Here is a 21,238-nt window from a genome sequence, read left to right on the forward strand (position 1 = left end):
CACTGACCTTTGACTAATTATTCAATTTGAATTGATGTTGGTCTGCTTGCTGATGGAGAAGTTCCAATTAACGGTTTACGAAATTGGGCATAAAGGCGATCGCGCCACTCAAAGAATAGTGCATAATCTGGATTGTCTGCTAAACCAGGCACTCCTTTACCTTGAAGACTTACTGGTAGATCTAAATAAGGACCATCAGGAAACTTCAGTAATATCGATAAACCAGCCACAGCTAAGTCAGCTAAGCTAGGTTCATCTCCTAATAAATAAGGACTATCTGCTAACAGCAGCGTCAACGCTTCTAAGTCTTGTTTTAAATCTGCGATCGCAGACTTAATAACATCGGGACTATAACCTACCCCAAAACCTAACACTGTTAATAGATCTCGCGGTACTCCCTCAACTAAATTTTTGAGTATATCTGGTGTAGAGGTGGGTAATAAGGACTTACGAAAATTTTGATCTTGACTAATAGCAGCAAACAGTGCTTTGCGACCTTTAACACCTATCGACTCATCTGCCAATTCTTCTATCAATAAACATGCACCCCTTTTCTTCGGATCTGTCGGTATGAGTGGACGTTCGGGATATTCCAAGTCTAAATACTTAGCGATTTCTGTAGAATCAACAATATATCTACTACCATCTTTCAAGACTGGCACTTGCTTTTGACCAGTCAGGCGAAACAGTTCTACCTGTCCAATTCCGGGTGTAACCTCTATTTTGCGATAATCTAGCCCTTTATAATCCAAAATCAATCGCACTTTTTCTGAATATTGAGATAACTCCCATTGGTATAATTCCAGCATCTTGCATACCTTATAAATAGTGAATTGAGCAATTTTACTAATTGTATCTTCAGTTTCAGTAATCGTTTTGATAATCTAATTGATTGAGTACTCACTTAACTGCCAATAGAGTTAAATTTTTAGGCTTTTTTTGAGCAACTTGTTAGCTTAGCAAAAAAATATTTTCTGATGGATGCAATTATCAAATAATTAAATTGTTTCAGTAGTTATGCATAACTTAAACTAACATCTTATTCCTGAATTTGCATATATTGTTTTCATCTTTCATACTTTTAATATGCTTAAATCTTTTAAATGTTGAGTATAGAATATCACATATCTTTATTTTTAGGATTTTATGGAATAAACACACATTGTATAGTCATTTTTACCTCTTCCCTAGTCTCTGGCTAGGAAGAGTGATTGAGAAATCTGACTTTTTGAATAGCAGCAGAGCCGCCAAGTATGCATTTCCTGGTAGAAACAGGAAGTAAAATTTGTTGAGAGTCCAAGCTTAAGTTGTCACCAAAAAACAATTTTCTTTACCATGTATTGCATCCAAATGAGAAGCGCTATAGTAAGGCTTCAAGTTTTAGCTGTCTTAACTCTCACAAAAATTTAGTATAATAAAATACAATTTTTTGGGTTTTGAATGTGATTAGCGGCAGAGAGTCGCAAGATTTTTGTTTGGAAAATTTCTCGCACAACTAACTGGCACTTTCTAGATATTAGCGTTGCCCCTGACTAATTTAAAACACACTCAGCACTATAAGAAAGTCAACTAGGTAAGTTAACTTAATAGACATTACCTGAATTTCAAAGCTACCTTGCTATTTTTGCTACCATAATTTTTGATTAAATCCATCATCCCCACGCAGCATGATGTTGGATAATTTTGGGGGAAATTTCTTACTTCTTAGGTTAGATTTTGAGCATAGCAAAATGTTATAAGTCTTTATGTAACCTGTGCAAAATAAAAACAAACAAAATTTATGAAGGCAAATTACAGCCAATTGCTAACCAATCTGGCAGGTATAATCGGAATAGCAGGATGCAGCCTCTTGATTACATTACCTTCTGGAGCAAAAGAGGCAACCAATCCTAACCCCACCATTTTTAGCGAAGCGCCCTATAACCGTAGTCAACGTATAGAGGCTAACACTGAATATGTACCTGTTCAGCCTACACAAGATGCAGCAAAAGGCACAACTTCAAAGAGAAATGTTGTAGCACAGAAGCCTAGAAAGAGAACGGTCAATCCTAGCCCAAGTATTTTTAATGAGCCTCCTTATAACCGTGGTAGTCGCACTACAGGCGGTGAAGTTACACCCTCTCCAACCGTTGTCCCCGAAACCACACCCACCACACCTGCAACACCTGTAAAACCTTCAACAACCGTACCTACCCAAACTCAACCAGCAGGTTCAAGCAATACTCAAAGCAAGAACTTGGTAGCACTGGCTGAGTCAAATGCTTCCTTTACAACTCTAACTAAGGCATTGAAAGCAGCTGGATTGACAGCAACTTTAGAAGGCAAAGATAATTTTACTATTTTCGCACCCACCGATGCTGCGTTTTCTAAATTGCCACAAGATGCAGTTAGAGATTTATTGAAGCCTGAGAATAAAGAAGTTTTGGTCAAAATATTAACTTACCATGTAGTACCTGGTAAGGTATTAGCCAGCGATTTGAAATCTGGTGAAGTTAAAAGCGTTGAAGGTGGTGCGATCAATGTCAAAGTTGATCCTGCAACTGGTGTGAAAGTCAATGAAGCCAATGTAACTCAGACAGATATTACAGGCTCGAATGGTGTCATTCATGCGATCGATCAAGTCATTTTACCGCCTGACTTGTAATCGGTTAACAACGGTAAATTCATAGCTTGTACTAGTTGTAATAACTCGATTTTCTGTAAGGTGGGCACTGATGATTACATTCAGTTTTTATGCTCACCATACAAAGCAAATTAAGTTGCAATAAAACCCCGTTTAAAGTAAGTCTAACGGGGTTTTAATTCCGGCAGGTTTTGAATTGCTGATTTCGTCGTTTAGCGCATAATAGGACTACCGTGATGATGCACTAAATACCACTTTCCACCGAGAAATTGAAACACATTTGTAGCTATTGATTGTGCTTCTAGTCTTTTACCACTAACGACTTGAAGAACATTTTCTATCAGCACAACATAAGCTGTATTATCAGCAACTTCTGTAGCCATGATATCTAAGTTAATTTCTATGTAAGCGGTATTTTTAAATATCTGTTCCCAAGAAGAATGAACCTCCTTCCAACCCCGTATTACACTGCGTCCAGGATGAATACAAGTACTACCTGTTCCTTTTGACCATAAGGCACTCATTGCCTCGATATCTTTCTTTTCAAAGGCTCGGTAAAAGGCTGTATTAACGGCTAAAACTTCAGATGTCATGGAGAATACCAATTATTAGTGATTTACTTATGAACACATAACTAATTACTTTTGACGTAGAACTAATTGTAGAGTTTTTAATAATTCCTGCACAGTATATGGTTTAGACAAAAATGTCGTGTGCTGAGATGTTTTATCTATAAACACTTGTTTACTTGTAGTTAATCCACTGACAGCAATAATAGGTAACTTTGGATTCATCTTTTGCAAAGTGTGAATGGTGGTTGCTCCATCCATTTTTGGCATCATCATATCGATAATTACCACTTTAATTTTATCTTGATTTTGGGCATAAAGTGCTATTGCTTCAATGCCATCACTAGCAGAGATAATTTGATAATTATAGCTTTCAAGAGATGTTGTAGTAATTTCCCTAATGGCAGCTTCGTCATCTACAACTAAAAGTAATTCGCCGTTTCCATTCGGCATTTCCTGATCATCTGACATCTGAGTTACAACTGTATAAACTGCTGGCAAGTAAACTTTAAATTATGTTCCTTTATTTACACAACTTGATACGTTAATAAAACCACCATATTCTTTGATAATTCGCATAACTGTAGACAAACTAAGTCCAGTACCACTACCAAATTCTTTGGTTATAATAAATGGTTCAAACATTGAATCTAATATTTTGTTAGGAATGACAAATCGTGTATCAGAAACTGTCACAAGTATGTAATAAGCTTTTGTGACTCTGGTTCCAAATGAGATATATAAATTTGTTAATTGATAGCCTCCATTAGCAAGTTTTATGCTAGTTAGCCTTGCAATACATTTAATCTAGATGAAGCCACTGATTATGGAATTGTCTCAAAAATTCAGCAAATAACTTTAATTACCTTTAATTATAGTAATCTGCCTTTATAAAGATGATTGTAGAATTGAAGCTTGACGTAAATTTACGTAAGATTAAGCTTCTTAACCTCAAATTTGCTATTGATTTTCAAGAATTAATCCCATAAAGTAAATTTTTATCTACCTCTTGAGGAGAACAGGAGCAAAAGTTTATCAATTCTAATTAGCAATTATGAACTATCTACATCAGCACACCTGAGAATAGTTTTTTCCTCGTGTCTACTATGCGAGAATTAATACCTCAGATTGCCTTATTTTCAAAATAGATGCCCAAATCCGGTTGAGTATACAGAGGACATGGTATTTTTTATTACCCTCATTCTCTATTTCTCAATCCCTAGTTAAGATTTACTTCGTTAGTGTGTAGTAGTTTTCCAGCACTCAAGCGATAGGATCAACAAAGAATATTTATATGAACTCTTTTGTGACCAATACACTAGACCCTCTCTTAAAACAAAGAGACGAAGATAGCTTTGCTATTACTCTTGCACCATTGTCTATTGAAGAAATCTACACCAAAGCTAACGATCCGGCAAATGGTGCTGTTGTGGTGATGAGTGGTATGGTTCGTAATCAAACTGATGGTAAACCTGTGGTTTCCTTAGAGTATCAAGCCTACGAACCAATGGCATTACGGGTATTTTTGCAAATTGCAGCAGATATTCGCTCCCTTTGTCCTGATGTAAATCGCGTGGTGATTCATCATCGCATTGGACGTTTGCAAGTTGGGGAAATTAGCGTTTTGGTAGCAGTAGGTTGTCCCCATCGCAGTGAGGCTTTTGAAGCTTGTCGTTATGCTATTGATACCCTAAAACACAATGCTCCCATTTGGAAGAAAGAACATTGGCAAGACGGTTCGAGTAGCTGGGTGAGTATTGGTGCTTGTGAGCAACCAGGAGAAAGTTGTTAAAATCTTAGAGGCTCATTTATACCATATCTCAACTTTGTTAGCAAGAATCATTTTTTGCAAAATTTCTCTTTTTGTTTAGATAATTTTATTGACATCAAAATCTGTGCAAATTCGTTAGAATTTCATTCGTAGTTGACCTGTAAAATTCTGATTATTATAAGGACTATCCCCAGTATCTAAATTACGGACGTTACTGAAACTATAACCAAAATCAAAATCTATATTTGGTGTTATTTGAGTTGTGCAACGAGTTTGATAGCTATTACCTCCAGTAACTTTTCCATTAAGTTGCTGTCGTCCTAAATTTGCATTTACTCGACAGCGCAAAAAAGAAAATATATTTCCTTCCCAACCGACTTCAGCGTTATAAACTAAAAAACCTAGGGGTGAAAAATAGCCGCTGATTTCTTGTTGATCGCTTGCATATTTCCACGCGAATAAATTAGCAGCTGCCCAAAACTGACCAAATTTATGCTCTAACCTACTAAAAGACTGTTGTTCAAAGTTACCATCGTTATATAAGCCCAAGCGATACGACGAAAACAAGCTTGTATTTGGATCAATCTGCCAATATGCATTTAGTCCAGAACGCCAAGATGTAATTTGACTTTCTAATGTTCTGGCACTCGTTTTGTAAGGGCCATGCTCTACAACTAATGATAAAAATAAAGCTGATTTTAATTTATAATCGGTAGTTAAATTCATGAAAATAGGTCTATCTATCTGAGCATTAAAATTGAATGCTATTGGCAATCGATTGAAGACATCAATACCACCAGATGCTTGTATAGTATATTGACCTGTTTTGCCTTGCCATCCAAACTGGAGAGGAATATTAGTGACCGTAGCAATTGATGGTTGTTCAAATGTATTAAATCCCGTCTTGAACGTAATTTTCTCTCCATTTGGCATCCGAAATTGAAATTTGGGTTCAATAATTTGATTATGCTGTTGGAAATTACTATGCTCATCGCGCCAATCTGTTTGAATACTTTCTAAAACTAACGCTGGTTGCTGAGGTTCTTTTGATATTGGTGGCGATTCTTGTGTGGGTGATTTTGGTGGCGGCGGTGGCGGCGGTGGTAATTGAAGAACAGGATTAAAATTTTCGGGTGCAGCAATCAAAATAGGTTTTGGCTCTAATCGATATGAAAATCCACCCACAAAAGTTTCGATGTTGCTGTTAATAACTGTGTCCATTGTGTCTAGGCTAGCAACAGTTACCATTGGTTCAGTATATTGAGAGAAAGATTTCCAGCTATAATCGATTTGACTAGAAATAAAAGGCTGTATCTTTTGAATTTCTTGCAGATTTTCCCAATTTATAACTGAGGTAACTGATGGTGTCAATTGTGAAGCCGAATTCCAGTTGTCATCTGTTTCAGCAGCCTGTAATTTTGCTAGGGATACAGTCCAAATCATCAAACTACCGATTATACCTATTGGGAGCGATCGCCAACTTAAAATAAACTTAACTTGTATAGTTTGCCGAAAAGCGGATAGAGAATGTTTATAACTGTCTGTCATCAGTCAATACTTGCTCGCTACTTTTAATATTTATACTTACCAGTAAATGTACTAGGCCAGAAGGTGATAAACTCATCTTCAACACAGCGTATATTCTGGCATATAAATTATGATTTGTATAAAATTTTAGTTAATAATTATTTAAAAAATTTATATGGGACATAGATAGGTTATAGAGTACCTGTAACGACTCTACAAAGTATCGTCTCATTCTTTTTTCAAATTCTATTTAAACAAGTCAAATAAACATTGATAAAATTATCTAAACGCCCTAATTAAGAAAATGTGAGTATCAAATATATTAAATTTAGACAATAGTTAATTTAAATTTTAAGAGTAATTCAATCCAAGCATTAGTAGCAAGTACAACCTTTCAGAGAGAATTTATATTACTATAAACCCTTGAATTTACGAAACTCTTTTACAACCTCTTTAATATCACGTAATTCACCTTCCACTAAATAGTTTAATTGCCGCATTTCATCTGCGGTAATTCGTCCAGCAAGCTGAGCGATCGCTTTTTTTAATTGTGGATATTTCTCTAAAGTGGCTTGCCGCACAATTGGCGTAGCTTCATAAGGAGGAAAATATTGTTTATCATCTTTCAGCACTACTAAACCCAAACGAGAAATCTGCCCATCAGTAGAATTTCCTGCTACCATATCTACCTGTTTTTGAATTAAAGCCCGATAAATTAAACCCAAATCCATAATTTGAGGTGGTTTAGCAAATTGTAAGTCGTAAGTTTTCGCCAAACCCGGAAACCCATCTTCTCGTTCCAAAAATTCATAGCCAAAACCGCCACGCCACTGTGGTGTATATTTAGTAGCTTCCGAGAGAGTTTGCAGATTGTAGCGTTTAGCATCTTCACCTCGGATTATGATTGCAAAAGTGTTTTCAAAACCCAAGCTGGGCATTACTTCTAAGTTGAATTTTTGGGCGTATGCTTGTTTTAATTCCTCATAAACTATGTTTGGGTTGTTAACTACCTTCTGTTTTAATATTCCTGTAAAGGCTGTACCTGTATACTCAATATAAGCATCGATTTTGCCAGCTGTAATTGCACTATGGCAGACGAAGGAGCCACCCAGGCGAGGGCGACGAGCTACTTTTAAGTTAGTAGTAGCTTCGATTTGTTGTGCTAAAATCTCACCTAAAATATCTTGTTCAGTAAAATCTTTAGAAGCCACAATAATATCACCACTGCTACTGTTAGTTGCATTGGGGCTACAACTAGCGATCGCAACTACTAAAGCAAATGTTACTAGGCAAAAAACCACAAATCTTTTCATATTAATCTTCGGGGATTTTCAGGGTTTTCAATCTGCTTTCTGCTTTCTGCCTTGCTGCAATTTTCCTTCAATCCAACCAATTACTAAATCAGCAATTAATGCGATTACTGCCGCAGGAACTGCCCCAGCCAAAATTAACTGATTATTCACTACCGCAATTCCCCTAAAAATAAATACACCTAAACCACCAGCACCAATCGCAGCAGCAATAGTTGCAATCCCAATGGCAATTACAGTTGCTACTCGCACCCCTGCTAAAATTACTCCCATCGCTAAGGGAATTTCTACTTGGAATAACAATTGTTTATCTGTCATCCCCATACCTCGCCCAGCTTCCCGAATCGCTGGATCGACGCCAGTAATTCCTGTATAAGTATTGCGAATGATCGGTAATAAAGAATATAAAGTTAAAGCGACAATTGCTGGGACTACGCCAATACCGCCAATTATCGGTACAGGAATTAATAAACCAAACAAAGCCAAACTAGGAATAGTTTGCAGAATATTGGCAATACCGAGAATTGGTTGGCGCAGTTGAGTTTGGCGTGTAATTAAAATCCCTAAAGGAATGCCTATTAAGATGGCAATGCCAATTGCAATGCCCACCATAAATAAATGTTCCAGCGTATGCTGAAAAATTTCTGGGGCATACTTGATGAGAAAGAAGTCTTTCATAAGCTGTCTTGCAGAGAACGCAGACATTGCAGAAAAGCAAGGCTTTCGGGATGTTGCGATCGCATAAATTCATCCTTTGTCCCTAATACTACCAATTCTCCGTCATACATTAAACCAATTCTCGAAGCCAAAACAAAAGCTTCTTGAATATCGTGGGTGACAAACACAACGGTTTTGCCTAAGTTTTGTTGCAAACGCCGAAATTCCTGTTGAAGTTCTAACCGTGTAATCGGATCGAGTGCGCCAAAAGGTTCATCCATCAATAATACAGGCGGATCGGCTGCTAAGGCCCTGGCTACACCAACCCGTTGTCTTTGCCCTCCCGACAGTTCATGGGGATAACGCCTAGCAAATTGTTCAGGATCTAACCCTACCAAGTGCAACAACTCATAAACCCGCATTTTTATTTGTTTTGGTTTCCAACTTTCCAAAGCTGGGACTAAGCCAACATTGCGTTCCACTGTGAAGTGAGGAAATAAACCAGTTTCTTGAATTACATAACCAATCTTGCGCCGCAGTTTAATTTCATCCCATTGAGTTGTAGGAACGCCATTAAATAACACTTCTCCTTGTGTAGGCGTAAACAGACGATTAATTAGTTTCATCGTCGTAGTTTTGCCACTACCACTACGTCCGAGTAGTACTAATGCTTCTCCTTGGGAAATGGAAAAATTGAGATGCGATACCAAAGGACGCTGGTTGCGGCTAAAGGTGACATCGCGAAATTCAACAGCGATTTGGTTATTTTGTTGCATGGTTCACTTTGTAGGAGGCAGAAGGCAGTCCCCTAGGAAAAGGGACAAGGAGGATGATTAATAAATTCCGCCATAGTTAGGACTTTAGTCTTTGATTTTAAGCACTTTTAGTGATTACCACCAACCTATCAAATCTTCAACAAAGGCGATCGCATTCCTCAATTGATTATTTAGCTTTGTCAACACCTTTCTTCTGCAAGGGGCATCAGTAATTTTAAGAGTTTTCCGAAATCACCCAGCGCACCGTTGTAATCATTACTAGACAAGCAAACTATAGCTAACTTCTATAACTTAAAGTGCGGGGACATACCCCAACTCAAACCCAGGTACAATGACTGGGTTTTTGAGTTTGAGTGCGATCGCAAATCATTATCTGTGAAATCAACCACCAAAAAGCGATTAATTTCTTGGGCGCATAAAAAACCTCAGATAAATCACGATGCCTAAGGATGTGAGTAATTTAGTAAGTGTGAAACATTGAAATGCCGCTTTTTCTTAAACGTAAAAGGATCTGCCGCTTGCCGGAGTTGCTCAGAAAAAGCTTAAGTATCCCGATTTGCGGACAACGCATACATGCTGCTTTGCCTTCCTGTTGCCACCAACGGCAGCTAGAACGGATTTGTACTACACCAGGTAAATCCTCGACAATTCGCTGCACAAATGCTCATAAAAAACCTGAGTTCGGGATAATCTGAAACCCTCATTACTCCGTTGCTTGATTCTAGGATCTGTCAACGTGCTTGCGCTGTTTCAGGCATTTTACGTTTAATAAACCTCCTTAACCCGAACTGACGTTAAAAAAGTCTGGCCAATCTGGCCAGACTTCACAAAAATTTATCAGAATATTTCTAGAACTGAGTTAATTGCCTGCGAGCATGGCTTTTGTAGCAGACTCCCCAGCTTTGAGCAACTTCCGCCGCAATTGAAATACTAAAAAGCTCATAAAACTCCAGTAACTTAGAATTGGGAGCAACGCTGTTATCGGCGATAGTGTCTTTCCTTCTGGAGAGATTGCGAAAATTGGTCCGACTATTGAGAATAACCAGAGAACATTGTTGTTTCTAGAAGAAGAGGCAAATATGGCTACAATTATCACTGGTAATACCATTGCTGCTCCGACAGTAGCCGCAGACCAAAATACTCTATGCTGATTTTTGGTGAATAAAAGTAGTTGAGCTAAAGCTGCATAAAGCAGAGCTAAACTACCAGATAGAGCTAGAGCAAAAAGAGCATTGATTTTGCTCTCAAGTGGGCATTGAGAAAGTAATATTAATCCGCTGATGGCAATGATAGCAATTGCCGCATTAATGGCGATCGCTAACAAGCCTGGACTTTTTTCGCTCCAAATTAAATCCTGAACTAGCTTGTTATCAGCTAATCCTTTAGCACGAGAGGTTCGGCGGTAACGTGCCCAATCTTGCAGCGCTTGACGATGAGGATTAAGAGCAGCAATTAAATATAGAAACAGCCAAAAATCTAAGAACAACAGACACACAATATTTTCGGCTAGCATATACGAACCAGGATTAGTCTCTAAAACTAATCTTTGCCAATTTGCACATCCTAAAGTAATCAATGCAAAGCAAGCTGTTAATAAATAACTCTGACGCTTGCTTAACATAGTGGTATTAGGATCGCGAAAGCAACGTTGTAAAGATTGCCAAATAAAGTACGTTCCTAGCCCGTAAATCAACAGAGCAAAGCCAAGCGTTGTAAATAAGCTATCTCCCAGAGGAAATGCAAACCAGTGAAAATTAGTAAGTCTAGAACTAGCAGATGTGAATGTGGCGCTAATGGCAATATCTGGAATTAAGTACAAAGGATTAATCAGCCTAGCAAAAACCAAGGGATAATCATCTGTTATTTCTGTGAGGGCTACTCGCATAGTTACTATCAGAAAACCTAGCACTACGCCACTACCTAACCAAGTTTGAAAACCTCCTAGCCAAGAACCAACTAAGCCAAATAGCAGTGCAGCACTATAATAGAGAAAGCAGGCAGCAACCACAACTATGTAAAAGCTGAAAATCTCATGTAATGGAATTTGACCAGCTAAAGCTGACCATAAATGCAAAGGAACAGCTAACAGTAACCCAATATATAGCAAAATTGGCACGCCCAACATTTTGCCCGATAAAATAGTTTGAGGTGATTGAGGACTCAGGCGAATAAAATTGAGTGTCTCACGTCGTTCTTCAGCAGTTAAATCATTAATTATGAGATAACTTCCTGCGGCTAAAAGAGTAAAACAGCCAATAATGCTCAGCCAGGTGAATAAATCCAAAGACCACACTTGCCAGTCGATACTAACATTACCAAATCCATCAGCAAGGCATTCTCGCGCATTATATACAAATCTTCCTGTGCAATATTTGTGAGGGGAACTGTATGCCAGATTGAACTTAGTTGGTAGCTGGGTTTGAAAATACATAAATAGTAGAAATTGACCCAGCAACGAGGTTGCGGCAGAAAGTAATAAGTTGCGCGTTTTCAGTCTTCCTTTGAGTTCACGAAACAGTTGCGGATTCCATTCTCCTACTTGATTCATCCAGTTAATATTCATAGCTAAAACTCTCTATGTATTCGCTGTTGTGGATAAGAATTACACACCTTTAACTTGAAATATTTGGGAATTTGAACCTCGCAGATTATGTAGTAAAAGCCTCTTGAGGTGGGCAATGCCCACCCTACTACTAGCGCCCTGCCAACAATGCTTTTGTTGCAGACTCCCCTGCTAACTTCACCTGCTTTGTTAATTGGATGTTTAACAATATTATGACGCCCAATTCAAATATGAGTGCCTTAAAAATTGTGAAGGTTGCTGCATATTCTAAACCAGCCCAAGGAAAAGTAGAAAACAGCCAGGCTACAGCATTCAGTTTGGGGCTAATTCCCAGTAATCCGAGGAACATTGGTGGTAAGAAGATGGCTGCGCTGATAGTGCCAACTGCCCAAAAAGCACGCTTGGGAGTTTTCATCAACAGCATTAGTTGAGCTAAAGTGGCGTAAATCATCATTAAACTAATAAATAAAGCCACAGCTAAAATGGCTTTTAATCTTCCAAGGTTATTAACCCAATATATGCTGTTGTTATGGTGAGTATTCAAAACAGGTGCAAGTACGATCCAAACTATGAGTGGTGTAGTTGCGATCGCCAAATTTATGAAAATTGCTATTAATGCTGGACTTTTTTCTTCTAAAATCCAAGCTTGCAACCAAGAGTTACGCCAAAAACTCTGGAAATTAGAAATTTTTTGGTGTCGATACCTTGCCCAATCTTGTATAGTTTGTCGGTGGGGTGAAATAATTCCAATTAAAATCAATAATAGCACTATGTTAAATAGTGCTATAACCCCCCAACTTTGCCCAATTTGATAATTCAAATCATAATAACAAGCATTAGCAATATAATTCCTGGAATAGGGGCAATAATTTTTATAGTATTGCAACGTAAAGCCCCAAAATATTACTTGATAACTGGCGACTACCAGATAACTCTGAACTTTATTGATAATCGGACTATTAGGATTATGAAAGCGGCGTTTCATTGCTTGCCTAGCCCAGTAGATGCCTACACCATAATTTAATAAATGTAAACCAACCAGACCAAAATTGGTTTTGCCAAGCGGTATATAGAAAAACTGTACTTGCTCTAGTGATGAATTATTATTTCGAGGTACAATATAATTCAACATCTCCAAAGGGCTTAACAGTCTCAACCAAGTACCTATATTGTGAAAGTCTGCACTAACAGATAACGTCTGTATATTGATTAACAAAAATACCAGAATTAAGCCGCTAGCTACCCAAGGTTTCAGACCGCTATACTCACGATTAATTAAGCTAAATAAAACTGCATTACTGTAGAAAAATATACAACTAGCAAGCAGAACTATATAGAAGCTAAAAATGGAGATCACAGAGATATTGGCAGAAATACCAGCCCATAAATTTAGAGGCAATGCAGCTAAAACCATCAGGTAGATGACAACTGGAACTCCTAGCATCTTGCCTGTTAAAATGCTGGCTTCTGATTGGGGGGTGAGACGCAAAAAATTCAACGTACCACGATGTTCTTCTTGAGCTAAGTTATTAACTAGCAAATAAGTACCAGAAACTAAAAGTGTGAATACAAACATCACACTCAACGTTATAAATATATACTTCCAGTGGTCTTGCCACCACAGTTGCGTATTTACTTGCTCTGGTGGGCAAGGCCATTGATGTAAAGTATTAGCAAGACTAGACTGTTGATCAGTCAGGGATGAAAGTTTGGCTTTGAATTCCTGAATTCTTGTTAGATCATAATTTTTATTTCCACTATATAAATTGATTTGTTGCTGAACTTGGTAAATGCTTTGATTGAGAAAATTTAGTTGTTGTTGATAACCTTTACTGAGATTACAATATGTCCCAAACATTGGATATTTCTTACCAGGAAAATCGGCAAGCTGATATAAAAAAATTCCCAGTTGAGTAACTACTGATATTGTTAATGCAATTAATACATTAAAAACTTTAAGGCGTCCTTTAAGTTCCCGGAATAGTTGGGGATTCCAGTCACCAAGTTTGTCTATAAAATTGAGTGTCATAGGAAAAATTATCCAAAGAGGGGAAGTGATATTAAATCAAGATGCTTGTTTGTGCCCTAATTTCAGGAAGATAGTTTCTAAGTCTTCTTGGGTGCAGTGAAAATCAGTTACTGGAATACCAGCTTGAATAAGCGATCGCAATAACTCGGCACAATCTTCCTGTTTGCCAGAAAAATTCACTCGTGCGCTATTCTTTCCTGGTATTACCTCCCACTCTTCCACCAAAGGATGATTTTTTAATTCACTCAAAAGTGCTTCTAGTTTCCCCAAAGTTGATAACACTATTTGTTGCTTAGATAGCCGCTGGTAAAGTTGTTGCAGTGAGGCACTTTCTACTAAGAAGCCAAGTTCCATAATTCCCACAGAAGTGCAAAGTTCTGCTAAGTCACTGAGGACGTGGGAGGAAATCAATATAGTCATTCCAGCTTCTTGCAAAGCCTTGATGATTTCACGGAACTGCATCCTGGCGATCGGGTCAAGACCGGACACAGGTTCATCCAATAGCAGTAAAATCGGTTCGTGAATAATGGTGCGCGCTAAACTCAAGCGCTGCTTCATCCCCCGCGACAGTGTAGAAATTAAGCTATTTCGCTTATTTCCAAGTTGTATCAGTTCCAACACTTCATGCAGACGTTGAGTGCGCCGAGGTTCCCGCAAGCGATATAGCCGCGCAAAATAATCTAGGTAGTCCCAGACTGTCAGATCTTCATACAGGGGATAATCATCAGGTAAATAGCCAAGACGCCGCTTGAGGGTGGGATTGCTTTTGTCACGTAGCAAGCGATCGCCATTAATATAAATCTCACCCGTAGTTGGCTCCTCAGTAGCTGCTAACATGCGGATGAGAGTTGTTTTACCTGCGCCATTCGGCCCAATAAGTCCGTATACTTCACCTGCTTGGATCTCCAAATCAACATCATTGACGGCAACGTGCCGATCAAATTGCTTAGTCAGTCCAGAGGTGCGAATTGCTAATTCTTTGACCATAGCTGCTTTGGTGCGGCTTGTGATTTACAGTTAAGCTAACCTTTCTCTACAGCATTTGTCAGGTTCGTTTCAGAAATGGAAACCAGGTTTACACAAACTTAATTTTATTACGGTTAATACTTAAGGGAAAGTATTATTTAACGCTATATTTTTGTAAATACTGGGAATAATAAATTTACTAACCTCTAATTTTGCAGAGTAAATCAGGCGCAAAGCTTATGGATTTTGACTCGCTCATCCAGATGCCAGTCATCGGGGAAACTATTGCTTATGCTATCGAAGATGGTAGGCAGTGGGGACAATCTTTTGCCAACAATTTCTATTGGACAGGTAACAAAGATAATATTGCAAACTTGATGATCTTAGAGTCAACCGTCTGGTCAGTCGGCAACGGTATTTTTAATGGACTTTTGGGGCTAGCCGGAATACCAACTGAAATTGCAATTACCTTGTATTCTCAAGTAAAGCTAGCGTCTGCTCTTTTTACTATTTATGGAATTGATACAAGAAGCCAATCTACACGTCCCTTAGTTTTAGCTGCGGCTGCGGGGATTACTTTAGCTGAACTTGCTAACGAATTAGGGACTAAAGTAGGGTCACAAACTATTCAAAAAGCTTTGATGTCCATCCCTGGTAAAACATTTGCTGAGATTAATAAAGCATTAGGAATCAAGTTAATCTCCAAAGCAGGTGAGCAAACTTTAGTGAACGTCGCAAAAATGATGCCTTTTGTTGGCTCTGCGGTCAGTGGTACTGTAAATGGAGTAATGATGAATGCTTGTGGATATTCAGTGATTGCCTTCATCAAAGCTTGGAACAGCGTATAAAATAGCAAAATAGGTAAGGCATCTACCTTACCTACTTTTTAATTTGTATTATTTGGCTTTTTACCGCAGTCTCAACTATTAAGAGATGCTGGGATTATGGGATCAATTCCATTGGGCGATAAACTGCTAACTGAATAACGATGTTCTGGAACTGGATACCCTGCTTCGCCAAAGGTTTCACGTATAGCTTTATTAGTGTCGAAGTACACTTGCCAGTAATGTTCATTGCTGCAATAAGGACGTACTGCTAGTACTGGCCCTGCAAAGTTAAACTCGATAATTTCTACATCTGGTGCTGGGCTTTGGAGAACGTTAGGAATTTTGCTGATTTTGGCTTTCAAGCGTGCGATCGCATCATTATGATTAACTTCATGGTGGAGTTGGGCTACTAGGTCAACCCGACGGTAAGGATTGGCAGAAAAATTCTGGATATTGTCAGAAAAGATCTTGTTATTCGCAACAATTGTTAACACGTTATCAGGTGTAGTGATATTAGTTGTGAACAGTCCTATTTCTGTAACAGTTCCTGTGACGCCTGCTGCGGTGATGAAGTCACCAACTTTGAATGGCCGAAAAACAATTAAGAATGCACCTGCTGCAAAGTTTGCCAACAGTCCACCCCAGGCGGCACCAATTGCTATACCAGCTGCTGCTAATAACGCTGCAAAAGAGGTAGTTTCTACGCCGAAGAAACCGAGAATTGCCACTATTAGAACAATTCTTAATGTTACAGAAATGATATTCAGAAGATAGTTAATGAGTGTTGGCTCGACGTGTTGGCTGCGAAAACTGCGTCGTAATAACTTCAGCCCAAAATCAATCAATCGTTGGACGACAAGCCACAGGAGAATAGCGCCTATAAGCTTCAGCCCAAACTGCGTTAACAGTTGAACGGTAACTAGGCCAATTTGATTAAAATTCATAAATTTTTTAGTTGTGCATTGTTAAACACAACAAACATACAGGTAATTAAGAGCAAAATGCGTATCAATACTTTTTTTTTAATTTTCTTAGTTTATTGTCTGATGAAACAGCAAAGTATTTTCAATAAATGTTTGTCAAGCATTAGCGTACCTTACCGTAGGTATCGCTCTTAATATCACTCTAGTGAGATAATAAATTTAAGCACTGCAAACCCTTTGCTAGGCTATGCTTGCGCCAAGATAACCCCTGCATTAACGATCAAGTGTGTTAATGTTTACTGACATTCAAATAAAAGCTTTTTTCAGAGCTATTTGCAGTATTTAAATATCTTTTTATACAAGCAGACATTTTATCTAGTCAGCTTGATACCAAGTTTATTAATGCACTATATGAATGGTAGTGTATTACAGCAATCCTCAAATATTCTGTAAAAGTAATAATTATATAGAGTAAAAATTCCTACCGAGAATCTAGATGTGGTGGGCAATGCCCACCCTACTTTTGTTTGTAATATTTTCAATTAACAATACTATTTAGAGCATTGATAATAACAACAATATCATCACTCTCAGATTTTTTTATCAGGTCAAGCGCTTTATCAAAACTACGGCTAGGATTAGCGATCGCGCGACTGAGAAATGCCACTTTGCTATCAATTAATTTGATGATAGCTTGTTGTAGATCGGGGGTTTGATAAGCTAGAATTTTCGCATTATTCCAAGCTTCCTGGCGAGCTTTCCGAATGCTAAAATTGAAGATAATTTCATCTTTTCTGCCGCCAAACTTATCCAATATCTCAATTAGCGGTGACAGTTGCCCAAGAACTAACTCAACAGGCTCAAGCAAATCACTGAGGATGGCGTTAATTTTAATAAAGTCATCTTGTAGAGTTTGTAGCTTATCACCAGGGCAAAGTTCGGCACCTACAATACCTAAATCTAAATTAATGTGAGCATTAATTGCTAATAGTAAGTGTTGCACAATTAGTAACTCTGGTTTTTGCACTGCGTCGAATGTCATCTGCCAGCTTCGGGTTGATTTTATATTTTTTTGGTAATTATCCCAAGCACGCAAGTATCGATTAGCAAATTGCGTAGTGAATTCCTCCATTCTGGCTGCATCGTCAAAAAAGCCATGTTTAATGCCTATCTTCACTTTTAAAGTTACTTGACGATAGAGTGCAGCAAAAAATCCTCTGCGACTACGTTCTTCTATAGCTTCGGCAATAATAGCATCTAGATATTGGATAACTTCATCGGTGTTGTTGGCTAACATAATATTCTCTTTGTATATAGATAAACTTGATTAGGCTGGAATTAGTTAAATGCTAAAGGCGATTGCTTTCCAGATGATTGCGATCAAACCCAAGTTATTAGTACTTTGTAAGAAAGTTAAATCATCCAACCTGTATATTTATCGGTCGGGGATCAAGGATTTATGCAAGCTTAAACTTAGTAAAATGGAAATACCCAGATTCCCAACTTCATGAATAAATGGGGAATCTTGTCCGTATTCCGTAATACTTGTGTCTGGAAAGCCCACAAGTTGTAGAGTATGGAAAGGCGATCGCTGGCAATAAACACATCAACCAACACAAGCGCGATCGCACTTAGCCACAAGATATAGAGTATAAAGAGCGATCTCTAACGACAAGCTGCGAAGCAGCTACGCATTCAACACCACCATCAAACAGGGTATGACAAACGCAACTTTCTCCAACGGTTATGCATTACTCATTGGCGTAGGTGCAGATTTAGCTGTCACTGTCAAAGATGCAACCGCTGTAAGAGATGTACTGATTGATCCAAATCGTGCGGCTTATCCACCAGCACAGGTGACGCTGCTAACCGAAACCGTTGCAACTCGGCAAAATATCCTCGCAGCTTTTGACCAAATCATCAGCCAAGTCAATCAAAATCCTGATGCAACTGTCATCATTTATTACTCTGGTCACGGTGGACGCATCAAGCGCACCAATGAATACTTCCTTGTCCCCTATGGTTACGACCCCAGCCAACGCGCAAATACTGCTTTATCAGGTTTAGAATTTACCCAAAAAATTGCAGCCATTACAGCGCGCAAGCTGGTAGTTTTATTAGATTGCTGTCATGCTGGCGGCATTCCGGCTTTGAAGGAACCAGGGGAAACGTTTGTGAAATCACCCCTACCGCCGGAATTGTTGAATGTGCTGGAAACGGGAAGCGGTAGAGTTGTAGTTGCTTCTTCACGAGAAGATGAATATTCTTATACAGGTCAGCCTTATAGCGCTTTTACCGATTGCTTGCTGGAAGCCTTGCAAGGGAAAGCTGCGGTGAATAAAGATGGCTATGCTCGGATTCTTGATATTTTAGTGTACTTATTTGACCAAGTACCCAAAAGAGCTTCCGGTCCACAACACCCATTTGTGAATAAGGTGCTGGATTTGGGCGATAATTTTCCCCTAAGTTACTATGCTGGTGGGAGCAAATTTTTACCTGGGGAAGCTGCAAGTCTACAAACTAGCCTAATTTCTCTGGGTTTAACGGCTGGACAACGCAGGCGATCGCAGCAGAAATTATATACACTACAAGCTGAATGGAATACCCGTACTGAGAAAGTAAAGCAGATGCGGCAAGGTTTAGCAATTGAAGCTGGCACAGCAATTAAGTTTCAATTAGAACAGCAGCTACTTCAGGAAGAGGCAAAATTGGCTCATCTAGGCGATGAACTCGATCGCCTTGAGTCGGTATTGCAATGATCGGCACTGAAATGATTAGATACAGTTAATCAGTGACGATTTATACGATTTCCGGTTTTTAGAATGGTTATACTCGTTTCTAGGTTCTACCTGGGAATTACGAAGTGGCTTTGCCACTTCTTTTTATGTCAATGGTAGCCCAAAAAATAATTAAAAACAAAATACAAGAATTTCACCATAAATTTATTTAAATTTCAGCTTTTATCTGCTGTATCTGAAAAACCGTACTCAAGGATAGCAATATTGTTACAGAGAGTTGTTATTAGTCATTCAGTGCATCTCGCCATTTATCTCGATTATCTCTGCTTTCTTCATCATGGAGCGATGTCTTCTCTTCGAGACGCTGCGCGAACGACAACTCCTTGGAAGAACGCGTTTGTTGCCAAGTTCCCCAACATAGGGCTGTTTGTCTTTCAAGATGGTTGATAAACTGCATGATTGGCTGATCTGCTTTGATAGGAGTTTTCAAATTAAACTGCATTTTCTCAAACAGCTTTGCATCACCTTTGAGAAAACGTTGACCTAAAAGATTAGCTAGCCATAGCACAATTTGATTGCATAACCAACCAAGGATTCCGTGATGTTTTTTCATCATCAATAGAGTACTTCCTTCTGTCTTTCCTCCTTCTATGAGGCGGAGGATAAACATAATATGCAAATGGAGAAAATCGGGACCCAATGTTACCATGCTAGTGCTGCCGTACCAATAACAAACACTATAAGTAACAGCATTTTTGTAGAACGGACGAATGATCTTGATTAAAAAAGAACTTTCTCTACCTCGTGTAGTGTTGCTAAAGGTAATAGCATTTTGATTCAGTTCTTGTTTTTCAAAGATAATTTCTAATGGCAATCTATGAACTGTATTGAAATGTTGGGTATCTATGGCATTAATAATTACTACATTGGGATGGCAGTTAGTTACAAAATGAGAAACAATAGCGACATGACATTCTTTTTGCTCTAACTCTGGTACAAAGGGTAGAGGTTGTAATGGAATTTCCCCAGTCCAAACCCAAATCATCCCGTATTTCTCTGCGGTAGGCCAAGCTTTTAACTTTATAGGAAGCGGTTCATCTAAACAGGGAATATCAACACAAAATCCTTCATGATCAAATTTCCATTGGTGGAAAAAACAGCGTAGTTCATTACCCTCAACTTTACCTTCACCAAGATGGGCACCCATATGTGGACAGTAGGCATCAATAGTAACAGCTTTTCTATCTTTACCCCGATAAATTACTAGATCCCTGCCTAATAAAGTGATAGACTTAACTTCACCTATCCGCAGATTATCAGATGGTATTGCCCAATACCATCCCTCGATAAAACGCTCTGGATTATTAAAAGTTTTAGGCTTACGGTTTGAGCTAACATTCTGCAAGTTAAAGTTCATTTTTAGGGTTTCACGGAAAGTGAAGGCTTCATTATATAGTTCATATTCAGCGGTCCTAAAAATGTAATGGGAGTTACTTCTAAGATTTCCTTACAAAATGAATTGATAATCTTTATCTGCTTGCTGACTAATTTTTACATTCTGGATACCCTAATTGAAAATTTGGCAATGATGAAATCTTTAATGTGAGGCTGTTTGAAAAAACTCTGGATGAACTTAGAGAAAAATCTGTATCAGTTTTTTCCCATAAATTTCGGTAATCCTATTTCAATATGATAAGTTTCGTATAAACAAAATATTGAGTAGCAATAATGAATTGCGTACACTAGCACGAATTAAAAGTCTATTTTTTGTGTATCTTAGTGAATCAATACTGTAGGCGACTGATATTAGCGAGTCATCGATTATCATCCGAAGGGTGGTTCAAGATTTTTTAACACCAAGGCGCATAGAATCCTTCAAGGCAGCTTCTCCGAGGATAGATAAGCTGTTCCACATTTAACTTACAATAACAGCGTTACCCTTGTTTTTGACTTTTCGCT

Annotated in this window: 17 protein-coding genes and 1 pseudogene; 4 read left to right on the plus strand and 14 right to left on the minus strand. The window is 38.4% G+C overall.

From position 1 onward, the window contains the following. Positions 1 to 17 precede the first annotated feature (17 nt). A complete protein-coding gene (locus BV372_RS26440) occupies positions 18 to 809 on the minus strand; it encodes a glutathione S-transferase family protein (protein WP_086689465.1) in 792 nt (263 codons plus the stop codon). Between the two features lie 971 nt (positions 810 to 1,780). Here BV372_RS26440 and BV372_RS26445 point away from each other — a divergent pair. Beyond that, positions 1,781 to 2,644 carry a fasciclin domain-containing protein gene (locus tag BV372_RS26445; RefSeq protein ID WP_086689466.1) on the plus strand — a complete coding sequence of 288 codons (864 nt, stop codon included), beginning with the start codon at positions 1,781 to 1,783 and terminating at the stop codon, positions 2,642 to 2,644. A 191-nt stretch (positions 2,645 to 2,835) separates the two neighbouring features. On the opposite strand, the gene BV372_RS26450 is transcribed toward BV372_RS26445, so the two are convergent. Both BV372_RS26450 and BV372_RS26455 read right to left on the minus strand, forming a co-directional pair. Further along, positions 2,836 to 3,216 carry a nuclear transport factor 2 family protein gene (locus BV372_RS26450; RefSeq protein ID WP_086689467.1) on the minus strand — a complete coding sequence of 127 codons (381 nt, stop codon included), beginning with the start codon at positions 3,214 to 3,216 and terminating at the stop codon, positions 2,836 to 2,838. A 45-nt stretch (positions 3,217 to 3,261) separates the two neighbouring features. Continuing rightward, positions 3,262 to 3,897: pseudogene (locus BV372_RS26455) on the minus strand (response regulator); the annotation flags it as partial. Between the two features lie 589 nt (positions 3,898 to 4,486). Between BV372_RS26455 and BV372_RS26460 the strand changes: the two are divergent. After that, complete coding sequence (locus BV372_RS26460; RefSeq protein WP_179198245.1) at positions 4,487 to 4,984, plus strand: molybdenum cofactor biosynthesis protein MoaE; 498 nt, start codon at positions 4,487 to 4,489, stop codon at positions 4,982 to 4,984. A 114-nt stretch (positions 4,985 to 5,098) separates the two neighbouring features. Here the strand turns inward: BV372_RS26460 and BV372_RS26465 are convergent, their stop codons facing one another. The 8 genes from BV372_RS26465 to BV372_RS26500 form a co-directional block, all read right to left on the minus strand. Next, positions 5,099 to 6,511 (minus strand): hypothetical protein, encoded by a 1,413-nt coding sequence (locus BV372_RS26465; protein WP_086689468.1) that lies wholly within the window; start codon positions 6,509 to 6,511, stop codon positions 5,099 to 5,101. Positions 6,512 to 6,903: 392 nt separating this feature from the next. Further along, the gene (locus BV372_RS26470; protein WP_086689469.1) at positions 6,904 to 7,803 is read right to left on the minus strand and encodes a glycine betaine ABC transporter substrate-binding protein; all 900 of its coding nucleotides are present in this window, start codon (positions 7,801 to 7,803) and stop codon (positions 6,904 to 6,906) included. 27 nt (positions 7,804 to 7,830) lie between these two features. Continuing rightward, positions 7,831 to 8,478 (minus strand): ABC transporter permease, encoded by a 648-nt coding sequence (locus tag BV372_RS26475; RefSeq protein ID WP_086689470.1) that lies wholly within the window; start codon positions 8,476 to 8,478, stop codon positions 7,831 to 7,833. After that, positions 8,475 to 9,233, minus strand: coding sequence for an ATP-binding cassette domain-containing protein (locus BV372_RS26480; protein ID WP_086689471.1), 759 nt, complete (start codon positions 9,231 to 9,233; stop codon positions 8,475 to 8,477). The genes BV372_RS26475 and BV372_RS26480 overlap by 4 nt, the downstream gene beginning before the upstream one ends. A 460-nt stretch (positions 9,234 to 9,693) precedes the next feature. Continuing rightward, positions 9,694 to 9,891, minus strand: a complete 198-nt coding sequence (locus BV372_RS37900; protein ID WP_256973461.1) for a hypothetical protein — start codon at positions 9,889 to 9,891, stop codon at positions 9,694 to 9,696. Between the two features lie 201 nt (positions 9,892 to 10,092). Next, positions 10,093 to 11,796: a hypothetical protein gene (locus BV372_RS26490; protein ID WP_086689472.1), complete on the minus strand. Its 1,704-nt coding sequence runs from the start codon at positions 11,794 to 11,796 to the stop codon at positions 10,093 to 10,095. Positions 11,797 to 11,926: 130 nt separating this feature from the next. Beyond that, positions 11,927 to 13,825 carry an ABC transporter permease subunit gene (locus tag BV372_RS26495; protein ID WP_086689473.1) on the minus strand — a complete coding sequence of 633 codons (1,899 nt, stop codon included), beginning with the start codon at positions 13,823 to 13,825 and terminating at the stop codon, positions 11,927 to 11,929. Positions 13,826 to 13,861: 36 nt separating this feature from the next. Beyond that, a complete protein-coding gene (locus BV372_RS26500) occupies positions 13,862 to 14,812 on the minus strand; it encodes an ABC transporter ATP-binding protein (protein ID WP_086689474.1) in 951 nt (316 codons plus the stop codon). Positions 14,813 to 15,030: 218 nt separating this feature from the next. Between BV372_RS26500 and BV372_RS26505 the strand changes: the two genes are divergently transcribed. Then, complete coding sequence (locus BV372_RS26505; RefSeq protein WP_086689475.1) at positions 15,031 to 15,639, plus strand: hypothetical protein; 609 nt, start codon at positions 15,031 to 15,033, stop codon at positions 15,637 to 15,639. Between the two features lie 71 nt (positions 15,640 to 15,710). Here BV372_RS26505 and BV372_RS26510 read toward each other — a convergent pair whose 3' ends face one another. Further along, positions 15,711 to 16,562, minus strand: a complete 852-nt coding sequence (locus tag BV372_RS26510; protein WP_086689476.1) for a mechanosensitive ion channel family protein — start codon at positions 16,560 to 16,562, stop codon at positions 15,711 to 15,713. Between the two features lie 517 nt (positions 16,563 to 17,079). After that, on the minus strand, positions 17,080 to 17,838 hold the full coding sequence (locus BV372_RS26515; protein ID WP_086689477.1) for a DUF5995 family protein: 759 nt from the start codon (positions 17,836 to 17,838) through the stop codon (positions 17,080 to 17,082). 421 nt (positions 17,839 to 18,259) lie between these two features. Here BV372_RS26515 and BV372_RS26520 point away from each other — a divergent pair, with 421 nt between their 5' ends. Continuing rightward, the gene (locus BV372_RS26520) at positions 18,260 to 19,300 is read left to right on the plus strand and encodes a caspase family protein (RefSeq protein WP_086689478.1); all 1,041 of its coding nucleotides are present in this window, start codon (positions 18,260 to 18,262) and stop codon (positions 19,298 to 19,300) included. Positions 19,301 to 19,562: 262 nt separating this feature from the next. On the opposite strand, the gene BV372_RS26525 is transcribed toward BV372_RS26520, so the two are convergent. Continuing rightward, entirely contained in the window at positions 19,563 to 20,696 is a 1,134-nt protein-coding gene (locus BV372_RS26525; protein ID WP_086689479.1) for an aromatic ring-hydroxylating dioxygenase subunit alpha, read from the minus strand. Positions 20,697 to 21,238: the final 542 nt, after the last annotated feature.

It is taken from the genome of Nostoc sp. T09 (assembly GCF_002154695.1).
In the GTDB taxonomy this organism is placed as follows: domain Bacteria; phylum Cyanobacteriota; class Cyanobacteriia; order Cyanobacteriales; family Nostocaceae; genus Aulosira.

What these genes read in the sequence shown, in the direction of transcription:
- BV372_RS26525 (WP_086689479.1), bottom strand. Translation starts at nt 20,696, where the DNA reads ATGAACTTTAACTTGCAGAATGTTAGCTCAAACCGTAAGCCTAAAACT.
- BV372_RS26460 (WP_179198245.1), top strand. Translation starts at nt 4,487, where the DNA reads ATGAACTCTTTTGTGACCAATACACTAGACCCTCTCTTAAAACAAAGA.
- BV372_RS26505 (WP_086689475.1), top strand. Translation starts at nt 15,031, where the DNA reads ATGGATTTTGACTCGCTCATCCAGATGCCAGTCATCGGGGAAACTATT.
- BV372_RS26510 (WP_086689476.1), bottom strand. Translation starts at nt 16,562, where the DNA reads ATGAATTTTAATCAAATTGGCCTAGTTACCGTTCAACTGTTAACGCAG.
- BV372_RS26480 (WP_086689471.1), bottom strand. Translation starts at nt 9,233, where the DNA reads ATGCAACAAAATAACCAAATCGCTGTTGAATTTCGCGATGTCACCTTT.
- BV372_RS26440 (WP_086689465.1), bottom strand. Translation starts at nt 809, where the DNA reads ATGCTGGAATTATACCAATGGGAGTTATCTCAATATTCAGAAAAAGTG.
- BV372_RS26465 (WP_086689468.1), bottom strand. Translation starts at nt 6,511, where the DNA reads ATGACAGACAGTTATAAACATTCTCTATCCGCTTTTCGGCAAACTATA.
- BV372_RS26520 (WP_086689478.1), top strand. Translation starts at nt 18,260, where the DNA reads ATGACAAACGCAACTTTCTCCAACGGTTATGCATTACTCATTGGCGTA.
- BV372_RS26515 (WP_086689477.1), bottom strand. Translation starts at nt 17,838, where the DNA reads ATGTTAGCCAACAACACCGATGAAGTTATCCAATATCTAGATGCTATT.
- BV372_RS26470 (WP_086689469.1), bottom strand. Translation starts at nt 7,803, where the DNA reads ATGAAAAGATTTGTGGTTTTTTGCCTAGTAACATTTGCTTTAGTAGTT.
- BV372_RS26450 (WP_086689467.1), bottom strand. Translation starts at nt 3,216, where the DNA reads ATGACATCTGAAGTTTTAGCCGTTAATACAGCCTTTTACCGAGCCTTT.
- BV372_RS26495 (WP_086689473.1), bottom strand. Translation starts at nt 13,825, where the DNA reads ATGACACTCAATTTTATAGACAAACTTGGTGACTGGAATCCCCAACTA.
- BV372_RS26475 (WP_086689470.1), bottom strand. Translation starts at nt 8,478, where the DNA reads ATGAAAGACTTCTTTCTCATCAAGTATGCCCCAGAAATTTTTCAGCAT.
- BV372_RS26500 (WP_086689474.1), bottom strand. Translation starts at nt 14,812, where the DNA reads ATGGTCAAAGAATTAGCAATTCGCACCTCTGGACTGACTAAGCAATTT.
- BV372_RS26490 (WP_086689472.1), bottom strand. Translation starts at nt 11,796, where the DNA reads ATGAATATTAACTGGATGAATCAAGTAGGAGAATGGAATCCGCAACTG.
- BV372_RS26445 (WP_086689466.1), top strand. Translation starts at nt 1,781, where the DNA reads ATGAAGGCAAATTACAGCCAATTGCTAACCAATCTGGCAGGTATAATC.